This window comes from Rugamonas sp., from assembly GCF_025354735.1.
Lineage (GTDB): Bacteria > Pseudomonadota > Gammaproteobacteria > Burkholderiales > Burkholderiaceae_D > Rugamonas.
The window spans coordinates 1-9,934 of record NZ_JANXMI010000188.1; the positions used below are offsets into that span (position 1 = coordinate 1).

8 protein-coding genes and 1 pseudogene are annotated in these 9,934 nt (G+C 68.2%); 5 read left to right on the plus strand and 4 right to left on the minus strand.

The genetic code is table 11. The features are described 5' to 3' along the window. Positions 1-308: 308 nt before the first annotated feature. Together Q0S71_RS15005 and Q0S71_RS15010 are read right to left on the minus strand one after the other, a co-directional pair. Complete coding sequence (locus Q0S71_RS15005; RefSeq protein ID WP_295997190.1) at positions 309-1,541, minus strand: M20/M25/M40 family metallo-hydrolase; 1,233 nt, start codon at positions 1,539-1,541, stop codon at positions 309-311. 60 nt (positions 1,542-1,601) lie between these two features. Further along, positions 1,602-2,819, minus strand: coding sequence for a urate hydroxylase PuuD (locus Q0S71_RS15010; protein ID WP_295997193.1), 1,218 nt, complete (start codon positions 2,817-2,819; stop codon positions 1,602-1,604). Between the two features lie 122 nt (positions 2,820-2,941). On the opposite strand from Q0S71_RS15010, the gene Q0S71_RS15015 reads away from it, so the two are divergent. Continuing rightward, on the plus strand, positions 2,942-3,880 hold the full coding sequence (locus Q0S71_RS15015; RefSeq protein ID WP_295997194.1) for a LysR family transcriptional regulator: 939 nt from the start codon (positions 2,942-2,944) through the stop codon (positions 3,878-3,880). A gap of 8 nt (positions 3,881-3,888) precedes the next feature. Here the strand turns inward: Q0S71_RS15015 and Q0S71_RS15020 are convergent, their stop codons facing one another. Beyond that, positions 3,889-4,215, minus strand: a complete 327-nt coding sequence (locus tag Q0S71_RS15020) for a helix-turn-helix domain-containing protein (RefSeq protein WP_295997196.1) — start codon at positions 4,213-4,215, stop codon at positions 3,889-3,891. 123 nt (positions 4,216-4,338) lie between these two features. Between Q0S71_RS15020 and Q0S71_RS15025 the strand changes: the two genes are divergently transcribed. The 3 genes from Q0S71_RS15025 (at position 4,339) to Q0S71_RS15035 (ending at position 8,409) form a co-directional block, all read left to right on the plus strand. Then, entirely contained in the window at positions 4,339-5,091 is a 753-nt protein-coding gene (locus tag Q0S71_RS15025; RefSeq protein ID WP_295997199.1) for an MBL fold metallo-hydrolase, read from the plus strand. Between the two features lie 119 nt (positions 5,092-5,210). Then, positions 5,211-6,965: an allantoate amidohydrolase gene (locus Q0S71_RS15030; RefSeq protein ID WP_295997203.1), complete on the plus strand. Its 1,755-nt coding sequence runs from the start codon at positions 5,211-5,213 to the stop codon at positions 6,963-6,965. A 241-nt stretch (positions 6,966-7,206) separates the two neighbouring features. Beyond that, a complete protein-coding gene (locus Q0S71_RS15035) occupies positions 7,207-8,409 on the plus strand; it encodes an ammonium transporter (protein WP_295997206.1) in 1,203 nt (400 codons plus the stop codon). A 32-nt stretch (positions 8,410-8,441) separates the two neighbouring features. Here the strand turns inward: Q0S71_RS15035 and Q0S71_RS15040 are convergent, their stop codons facing one another. Then, entirely contained in the window at positions 8,442-9,680 is a 1,239-nt protein-coding gene (locus tag Q0S71_RS15040) for a cytochrome P450 (RefSeq protein WP_295997208.1), read from the minus strand. A 45-nt stretch (positions 9,681-9,725) separates the two neighbouring features. Here Q0S71_RS15040 and Q0S71_RS15045 point away from each other — a divergent pair. Then, a pseudogene (locus Q0S71_RS15045) lies at positions 9,726-9,934 on the plus strand (hypothetical protein); the annotation flags it as partial.

Sequence of the window (9,934 nt, forward strand, 5' to 3'; positions counted from 1 at the left end):
GCCAGGGCCACTTGCGCGCGCGCGCCGGCCAGCGCGGCCGCGGCGGACGGCGCGGTCTGCGCGCCCGCCGCGGCGAAAATACAACAGCCGGCCAGCGCCAGGGCGAACCGCGCGCCAACCGTGCGGCCCGCGCAAGCAGAAAACTTCATGGCATGTCCTATGGAACTGGCCGGATCGCGCCAAGCCGGGATGACTTGCCGTGCATCAACAAAATGAGGCAAGTCCATACTACTCCAAAAGCCGCCGCCGGGGGGCCCGCGGACGCGCCGGTTTTGCCGGGGCGGGCGCCCCGGCCCCGCCGGCCCGGCTCAGGCGGCGAGGAAGTCCAGCAGCGTCAGCGCGACCACCTTGGTGGCCTTGCGCAAGTCCTCCAGCGCCAGGCGCTCGTCGGCCTTCTTGGCGTTCGACTCGGGCACCGTGCGCGGGCCGGCGCCGTACAGCACGGCCGGAATGCCGTGCTCGCCGTACAGGCGGGCGTCGGCGTACAGGGGCGTGCCCTGGGCGGGGATCAGTTCGCCGAGGATGGCCTCGGCGTTGTGTTGCAAACTGGCAACGAGGCGCTCCGAACCGGGCAGCGGCCGCAGCGCCCGCGACAGCAGCAGGCGCTTGATCTCGACGCGGATGCCCGGTTCGCCGCGCACGGCGTCCTCGATCAGCGCGCGCACCCTGGCCTCGACCTCGACCGGATTCTCTTCCGGGATCATGCGCCGGTCCATCTTCATCACCACCTTGCCCGGCACCACGTTGGTGTTGGTGCCGCCGTCGATGCGCCCCACCAGCATGGTCGGGCTGTCGATGCCGGGCACGCCCGACTTGATCTTCTTCAGCTCGGGCAACTGGGCGTAGATGGCGGTGAGGATCTTGTTCGCCGCCTGCAGCGCGTCATGCCCCGTTTCCGGCATCGAGCCATGGCCGGCCTTGCCGTGCACGGTAATCTCCAGTTGCAGGCAGGCGTTGTGGGCGGTCACGATGTTGTAGCTGAAACCGGCGGCGATGACGTAGTCCGGCTTGGTCAGCTTTTGCTCGAGCAACCAGCCCGGCCCCAGCAGGCCGCCGAATTCCTCGTCGTAGGTGAAGTGCAGCTCCAGATTCCCCTTCAGCGGCACGCCCAGCGCCTCCAGCGCGCGCGCGGCGAAGATGTAGGTGGCGAAATCGCATTTCGAGACGGCCGCCGCGCGCCCGTAGATGTAGCCGTCCTCGATCACGCCGCCGTAGGGCGGACGGGTCCAGCCCTCGCCCGGCGGCACCACGTCGCCGTGGGCGTTCAGCGCGACGGTCGGGCCGCCCGCCGCATAGGGCCGGCGCACGATCAGGTTGGTGATGCTTTCCATGCCGTAGTCGCGCACGGCCTGCTGCGGCACCGCGTGCCGCTCGGCGCGCCAGCCGAAGCCTTCGAGCAGGCCGGCGACGGCCTCGGCGTGCGGCGCGTTGTTGCCCGGCGGCGTGTCGGTCGGCACCCGTATCACCTCTTGCAGGAAGGCGACCTCCTCCTCGAAATGGGCGTCGATCCAGTCAGTCAGTTGCGCGCGTGTGTTGCTCATTTTTTTCCCGTCGGTGATGGCTATGGTGTTCATTGAAAGCGCGGGCGAACGCCGCTGCATTTACTTGGCGCCGGCCTCGAACCAGGCGCCCAACTGGGCCCGTTCGGCGTCGGTGATCCGCGTCAGGTTGGCGATCGGCATGGCCTTCAGCTGGACCGCCTGCTTGTAGATTTTTTCCGCATTCTGGCGTATCAGGGCGGCACTGTCGAGCATGACGCCGGCCGGCGCCGTGGCGAAGCCGGGCTGGCTCGGCCGGGCCGCGTGGCAACTCACGCAGCGCTGGACTATGATGGCCTGCACGCCGGCGAACTGCGCCGCGGGATCGGCCACCGCCGCGCGCGCCGCCGGCGCCGCCGGGGCGATCGCCGCGGCGACGCCCAGCAACAGGGCCACGCCCAGCAGCGGATAGCGCCACTCGACGCGGCCTTTATGGCGCAGATTGAAGAAGTGGCGGATGAACACGCCGGCGGCCATGATGCAGGCCAGCACCAGCCAGGCGCGGTCGTTGCGATAGGTCATCGCGTAGTGGTTGCTGATCATGATGAACAGCACCGGCAGGGTGAAGTAATTATTGTGCACGCTGCGCTGCTTGGCGCGCTGGCCGTGGCGCGGGTCGGGCAGCTTGCCGGCCGCCATGGCCTCGACCATCTTGCGCTGGCCGGGAATGATCAGCATCAGCACGTTGGCGACCATGATGGTGCCGATCATCGCGCCGACGTGGATGTAGGCGGCCCGCCCGCTCAGGTAATGGGTCAGCATGTAGGCGGCGGCGACCACCAGCGCGAAGACGACGGCGCCGAACAGCAGCTCGTGTTTGGCCAGCGCCGAGCGGCACAGCAGGTCGTAGACGGTCCAACCCAGCAGCAGCGTGCCGACGCCGATGCCGATCGCCTGCCAGCTGCCGATGTCGGCCACGGAGGTGTCGATCATCATCGCCTGGGCGTTGAAGTAATACGCGATGGTCAGCAGCGCGAAGCCGGACAACCAGGTCGAATACGCCTCCCATTTGAACCAGTGCAACTCCTTGGGCAGCTCGGCCGGCGCCACCAGGTATTTCTGCGGATTGTAGAAGCCGCCGCCGTGCACCGCCCACAACTCGCCCGACACGCCCTGCTTCGCCAGCGCCGAGCCGGGCGCCGGCGGACGGATGGAATTGTCCAGCCAGACGAAGTAGAAGGAAGCCCCGATCCAGGCGATGCCGGTGATCATGTGCAACCAGCGCACGATCAGATTCAGCCACTCGAGGGCATACGGGATCAGGTAGGCGAATACTTCCATGGAGCTCCTTCGGTCGAGGCTGGGCTAAGCTACAGAAGATAAACCGAAATGCCGCATTCAATATGAAATCTGTCGTATATTTAACATACTCGAATCAATATACAACACGGAAGCGATCCACGATGTCCAGCCTGCCGCAACACCTCGACCTGCACCTGATCCGCATCCTCTACCTGCTGCTGGTGGAAAAGAACGTCTCGCGGGTGGCGCTCAAGCTGAACCAGCCGCAGCCCTCGATCTCGGCCTCGCTGCGCAAGCTGCGCGAGCTGACCGGCGACCCGCTGCTGGTGCGCGGCGCGCGCGGCATGGTGCCGACCCAGCACGGCGAAAGCCTGCTCAACCCGGCCAAGCGCATCCTCGACCAGACCGAAAGCCTGTTCATCAAGAAGACCCCCTTCGTCGCGCAGGAGGAGGCGCGCACCTTCCACATCGCCGCGCCGGACTACCTCGACAGCCAGTTCCTGCCCAACGTCGTCGCCATGCTGCGGCACGGTTCGCCGAAGAGCCGCGTCGTCATCCACAGCCTGGGCGCCGGCATCGACCACGTGCGCCTGCTCTCGGACGGCGACCTCGACCTGGTCATCGCCAACTGGGACGAACCGCCCGCCCACCTGCACATCTCCAAGCTGTTCGAGGACCCGATCATCTGCACCATGCGCGCCGCCAGCCCCTACGCGAAGCGCACCGCCAGCGACGCCATGTCGCTGGAAGACTACCTCAGCCTGCCGCACGTGGCGCCCTCGCAGATGATGGCCGGCTACCACGGCGTCATCGACGCCTTCCTGGAAAAGCAGAACCTGCGCCGCAACGTGGTGGTCGAATCGGCCTACTTCGGCCTGATCCCCTACATGCTGACGCAGACCGACCTGGTCCTGACCACCGGGCGCCAGTTCATGCGCTTCTATGAAAAGACCCTGGAGCTGAAAAGCTTCACCGTGCCGCTGAAGTTTCCGCCCATGCGCTTCTACCAGCTATGGCACCAGCGCGTGCACCAGGCGCCCGAGCACAAATGGCTGCGCGACCAGGTCAGCGCGGCGGCCAAGGCGCTGGTCATCAAGTAAGCGCGCGGTCACGGCGCCAGCGTCTCGCCCCAGGCGTACAAATCGCGTAGCACCGGCTGCAGCGCGCGGCCGCGCGGCGTGAGCGAATACTCGACCCGCGGCGGCACCTCGGCATAGACCTTGCGCAGCACCACGCCGTCGGCCTCGAGCTCGCGCAACTGCTGCGTCAGCATCTTCTGGCTCACCGGCGGGATATTCTTTTTCATCTCGCCGAAGCGCATCGTGCCCTCGCTCAGCATATGCAAAATGATCGGCTTCCACTTCCCGCCGATCGCGTTGAACGCCGCCACCATCGGGCAGGCGAGCGGATTGTCCGTGTGCCAGTTCTGTTTCATGACTCTACTTTTTAGTGACTACGTTACTAAATTGTGCCTACTTGTTTAAATTCCGCCGGCATTCCAGAATACGCGCTCCGCCGCCATGCCCCCCATGCCGGCCAGCCTACCGAGAGCGCCATTATGCCCCTGCCGCACATCATCCGCATCGCCATCCTGCCGTTCGGCATGGTCAACTGCCACCTCATCGCCGGGCCGCAAGGCTGCATCCTGGTCGACACCGGCCTGCCCGGATCGGAGGCGAAAATCGGCCGCGCCCTGCGCCGGCACGGCATGCGGTTCAGCGACATTCGATTGATCGTCGTCACCCACGCCCATGTCGACCACGCCGGCAGCGCCGCGCGCCTGCGCGAGTTGTCGGGCGCGCCCATCGTCGGCCACGCCGGCGACATCGACTACTACCAGCAAAGAAAAACCATGACGTTCTGCTCGACCGGCTGGTTTGGCCGGCTGTTCCTGAAAACCGGCCTGATGCGGCAACCCTACACGCCGTTCCAACCCGACATCCTGCTGGCCGACGGCGCCAACCTCGATCTGCAGCGCTTCGGCGCGGCCGGCGCCGTCAGGCACACGCCGGGCCACACGGCCGGTTCGATCTCGGTGCAACTGGCCGGCATGGAGGTGATGGCCGGCGACTTGCTGGCGTCCGGGATACTCTTGGGCGGCATCGTCAGGACCGGCAGGGCGATGCGTCCGCCGTTTGAAGACGACCCGCACGCGGTGGCCGCCGAATTGCAGCACCTGCTGGACGGCGGCGCGCACACCTTTTACATCGGCCACGGCGGCCCGCTGCGCGCCGCCGCCGTCGCGCGCCACGTGCAGGCGCTGCGCGCGCTGCCGCGGCGGCCGCCGCCGGCGCCGGGCTGCCGCCACTGAGCGCCCGGCCGCGCGCCTGCGCATATACGATGCGGCAGAGATGCCTCATCAGCGCAGGCGTATATCGCGGGCGGCGCGAGACGCTATGATCGACGTTCGCCCGATCGGATAAAGAAGCCATGACGACACTCTCAGAACTGAACCACTGCGCCCCGGAGGCCTTCATCGAAAGCCTGCGCGGCATCTACGAACACTCGCCGTGGATACCGCAGCGCGCCTGCGCCGCGCGTCCCTTCGCCAGCGCCACGGCGCTGAAACTGGCGCTGCAGGCGGCCGTCAACGCGGCCACCCTGGAACGGCAGCTGGAGCTGATCCGCGCCCATCCCGAGCTGGCCGGCAAGGCCGCCATCGCCGGCGAACTGACGCCCGAATCGAGCCAGGAACAGGCCAGGTCCGGCCTGGACCGCTGCAGCGCCGAGGAATTCGCCGCCCTGCAGAGCCTCAACGCCGACTACAACGCCAAGTTCGGCTTCCCCTTCATCCTCGCCGTCAAAGGCCCGGACGGCGCCGGCCTGACGCGCCGGCACATCATCGCCACCTTCACGCGCCGCCTGCGCAATCAGCGCGACGAGGAAATCGGCGAATGCCTGCGGCAGATAAAACGCATCGCCGAACTGCGCCTGAACGCCCTGTTCGGCTTCGCGCTCGACTTCGGCCCCGCCATCATGCAATGGGCCGAAACGCTGGCCGGCTGGAGCGACAGCGAGGACGGCCTGACCTGCGCCTACCTGACGCCGGCGCACCGCGCCACGGCCCAGCAACTGGCCGAGTGGATGCGCGCGGCCGGCATGAGCGTGCGGATCGACGCGGTCGGCAACGTCGCCGGGCGCTATCTGTCGAACGCCCCCGGCGCCAAGACCCTGATGACCGGATCGCACTACGACACCGTGCGCAACGGCGGCAAGTACGACGGCCGCCTCGGCATTCTGCTGCCCATCGCCGTCGTGCGCCACCTGCACCAGCGCGGCGAAGAACTACCCTTCCACTTCGAAATCGTCGCCTTCGCCGAGGAGGAAGGCGTGCGCTTCAAGAGTACCTTCCTGGGCAGTAACGCCGTCACCGGCCGCTTCGACCCGGCGCTGCTGGAACAGCGCGACGCCGACGGCGTGAGCATGCGCGAGGCCATCGCCGCGGCCGGCCACGACGTCGCCGCCATTCCCGCCATCGGGCGCGACCCGGCCGACCTGCTCGGCTACGTCGAAGTGCACATCGAACAGGGACCCGTGCTGCTGGAGCGCGACCTGGCGCTGGGCGTGGTCACCGCCATCAACGGCAGCTCGCGCTATCTGGTCGAACTGCGCGGCCTGGCCAGCCACGCCGGCACCACGCCGATGACGATGCGCCGCGACGCCGCCGCCGCCGCCGCCGAAATCGTCCTGCTGGTCGAACGCCGCTGCGCCGACGGCGCGGCGCTGGTCGGCACGGTCGGCCAGTTGCAGGTGCCGGACGGCTCGGTCAACGTCATCCCCGGCGCCTGCCGGCTCTCGCTCGACATCCGCGCCGCCGACGACGCCGTGCGCCTGGCGGCCGTCGCCGACATCCTCGACGGCATCGCCGCCATCTGCGCGCGGCGCCGCATCGAGGCCGAGGTGCGGCAAATCGTCTCGGCCGCCGCCGCGCCCTGCGCGCCCTGGTTGATGCGGCAACTCGGCGCGGCCGTGGAGCGGGCCGGCCTGCCGCGCCACGAGCTGCCGTCCGGCGCCGGCCACGACGCCATGGCGATGGCCTCCATCACCGACGTGGCGATGCTGTTCACGCGCTGCGGCAACGGCGGCATCAGCCACAACCCGCTGGAGACGATGACGGCCGACGACGCCGACATCGCCGCGCGCGTGCTGCTCGACTTCCTGCGCAACTTCCGCGCCGAGGCATAGCCCTAGCGCGAGCGTCGCCGCCCTGCGCCGGGCGACGGCGCTGTTGCGACGCCGCCGCCACGCCCCAAATCGGGGCGAAAATACGCACAATAACGGTGCATTTCTAGCGCGACGGAATTGTTGTCAAAAAATTTTCCCGTTAAGAAACAAGCGACTAAAAATCCGCACCAAAATGGAACGGATCTTGCTTTAGTTTGTAGCATTAATTTAATGCTGCACAATTATCGGGAGACTAGTTCGCATGGATGCACTCAAAAATGGCGCCGACGCCCTCTTCATCTTACTGGGCGGTATCATGATCCTGGCCATGCACGCCGGTTTCGCCTTCCTCGAACTGGGCACGGTGCGCAAGAAAAACCAGGTCAACGCCCTCGTCAAAATCCTCGTCGACTTCGCCGTCTCGACCATCGCCTACTTCTTCGTCGGCTACAGCATCGCCTATGGCGCCAACTTCTTTTCCAGCGCCGAAGTGCTCAGCGCCAAAAACGGCTACGAACTGGTCAAGTTCTTCTTCCTGCTGACCTTCGCGGCGGCCATCCCGGCCATCATCTCCGGCGGCATCGCCGAGCGCGCCAAGTTCTACCCGCAACTGGCGGCCACCGCCGTGCTGGTCGGCCTGGTCTACCCCTTTTTCGAGGGCATCGCCTGGAACCACCGCTTCGGCGTGCAGGACTGGTTGCACGCCATGTTCGGCGCAGAGTTCCACGACTTCGCCGGCTCCATCGTGGTCCACGCCGTGGGCGGCTGGGTGGCCCTGCCGGCGGTGCTGCTGCTGGGCGCGCGGCGCGGCCGCTACAGCAAGGACGGCGCCATCGCCGCGCACCCGCCGTCGAACATCCCCTTCCTCGCGCTGGGCGCCTGGATACTCACCGTGGGCTGGTTCGGCTTCAACGTCATGAGCGCGCAAACGCTGGAAAAGATGAACGGCCTGGTCGCCGTCAACTCCCTGATGGCCATGGTCGGCGGCACCCTGGTGGCGCTGCTGATGGGTAAAAACGATCCGGGCTTCGTCTACAACGGCCCGCTGGCCGGCCTGGTGGCGGTGTGCGCCGGCTCCGACGTGATGCACCCGATCGGTGCGCTGCTGACCGGCGGCATCGCCGGGGCGATCTTCGTCAAGCTGTTCACCCTGACGCAGAACAAGTGGAAGATCGACGACGTGCTGGGCGTCTGGCCGCTGCACGGCCTGTGCGGCGCCTGGGGTGGCGTCGCCTGCGGCATCTTCGGGCTCAAGGCGCTGGGCGGCCTGGGCGGGGTCAGCCTGGCGGCGCAAGTGGCGGGCACGGCGCTGGGCGTGGTCTGGGCGCTGGCCGGCGGCTTTGTGGTCTACGGCCTGCTCAAGGCGGTGATGGGCCTGCGCCTGTCGGCCGAAGAAGAGCACGAGGGCGCGGACCTGTCGATCCACAAGATCGGCGCCACGCCGGAGCGCGAGGTCAGTTGGTAAGAACTTGCCGCCTCAGGCGCTGGCCGGGGCGCTCAGCCCAGGCGCAGCGGCACGTGCCTGAAGCCGCGAAAGCGCAGCCGCAGGTCGCGCTCGGGCTCGCCGGCCAGCGCCAGGGCGGGGTAGCGCCGCGCCAGGCCGGCCAGGGCGATCCGGCCCTCGACCCGGGCGACGTTCAGGCCGGCGCAGGCATGGCCGCCATGGCCGAACGCCAGATGCGGATTCGGCTTGCGGCCGATGTCGAGTTGCTCGGGCTGCTCGAACACCTCGGGGTCGCGGTTGGCTGCGCCTATGCACAGGGTGACGAAGTCGCCCGCAGGCAGCGGCTGCCCGCGCACCTGCACAGGCGCGGTCAGCACCCGGTTGTTGAGCTGCAAGGGGCTCTCGAAGCGCAGCAGCTCCTCGACCGCGCTGGCCGCCAGGCCTGGCTCGGCGACCAGGCGCTGCCACTGCGGGGGGTGGCTGAGCAGCGCATGCACGCCGTTGCCCAGCAGGTTGGCAGTGGTCTCGTGGCCGGCGTTGAGCAAGAAGATGCAGTTGTGCAGCAGCTCGGCCTCGCTCAGCGCCTGGCCGTCGGTTTGACCTTGAATCAACCGGGTCAGGACATCGGCCTCAGGGTCGCCGGGATGGCGGCGGCGCCAGGCCACCAGCTCGCGCAGCAAGGCCATGAAGTCGTGGACCGCTGCGTTGGCCGCGGCCAGCATGGCGGGCGAGGGCGCCGGCTCCAGCGCCGACAGGATCGCCAGCGACCAGCCGCGCAACGGCGCGCGCTGGCTGTGCGGCACATCCAGCAGGTTGCCGATCACCTCGACCGGGATCTGCGCCGCGAAATCGTCGATCAGGTCGGGCGCCGGGCGGTCCGCCAGGGCGTCGAGCAATGTCTCGACCAGGGCCTCCAGCCCCGGCGTCATCCGCGCCACCGCGCGCTGGTTGAGCGCGCCGAGGATCAGCCGCCGGACGCGGGTGTGCAGCGGCGGGTCGTTGAACACCAGGCTGCTGGTGTGGTGCTCCAGGATCAAGGAGCCGGCGCCCATGCGCGGGCCGAACTCGCGCCGCTTGTCCGCGCTGGCAGCGCCCTCGCGGTAGAGCGCGGCGACATCGTCATGACGGGTCAGCAGCCATTGGCCCGGCGCCAGCGCATGGACCGGGTCAAAGCGGCGCAGCGCGGCGTAGACCGGGTAGGGGTCGGCGATGAAGGCGGCGTCGGCTTGGGCCCAGGTGAAATCGGCGGCGATGCGCCGCGCGCTGGCCTCGTCGTCGGCCCGGCCGCTCATGGGCCGACCGGCGCCCGGGGTCGGTGCGGGAAGGTCTTCTTCGGGGTGCTGAATGCGCGCATCGGCAGGCTCTTGGGTGGCGTCGGCGGCCAAGTGTGCACCGGGCGCGGGCTGCTAAGCTCGGCCGCAGCCACCCGCCAACAACCCGCAGCCCGTTCCAGCCCCATGTTCACCGGCATCGTCCAAGGCCTGGCCCAGGTCGCCCACATCTCCGACCGCCCGGGCCTCCGCAGCCTGGTGCTGGCGCTGCCGGC

Bases quoted from the DNA above. Each gene is read 5' to 3' on its own strand.
- Q0S71_RS15005 (WP_295997190.1), bottom strand. From the start codon at position 1,541: ATGAGCAACACACGCGCGCAACTGACTGACTGGATCGACGCCCATTTC.
- Q0S71_RS15010 (WP_295997193.1), bottom strand. From the start codon at position 2,819: ATGGAAGTATTCGCCTACCTGATCCCGTATGCCCTCGAGTGGCTGAAT.
- Q0S71_RS15015 (WP_295997194.1), top strand. From the start codon at position 2,942: ATGTCCAGCCTGCCGCAACACCTCGACCTGCACCTGATCCGCATCCTC.
- Q0S71_RS15020 (WP_295997196.1), bottom strand. From the start codon at position 4,215: ATGAAACAGAACTGGCACACGGACAATCCGCTCGCCTGCCCGATGGTG.
- Q0S71_RS15025 (WP_295997199.1), top strand. From the start codon at position 4,339: ATGCCCCTGCCGCACATCATCCGCATCGCCATCCTGCCGTTCGGCATG.
- Q0S71_RS15030 (WP_295997203.1), top strand. From the start codon at position 5,211: ATGACGACACTCTCAGAACTGAACCACTGCGCCCCGGAGGCCTTCATC.
- Q0S71_RS15035 (WP_295997206.1), top strand. From the start codon at position 7,207: ATGGATGCACTCAAAAATGGCGCCGACGCCCTCTTCATCTTACTGGGC.
- Q0S71_RS15040 (WP_295997208.1), bottom strand. From the start codon at position 9,680: ATGAGCGGCCGGGCCGACGACGAGGCCAGCGCGCGGCGCATCGCCGCC.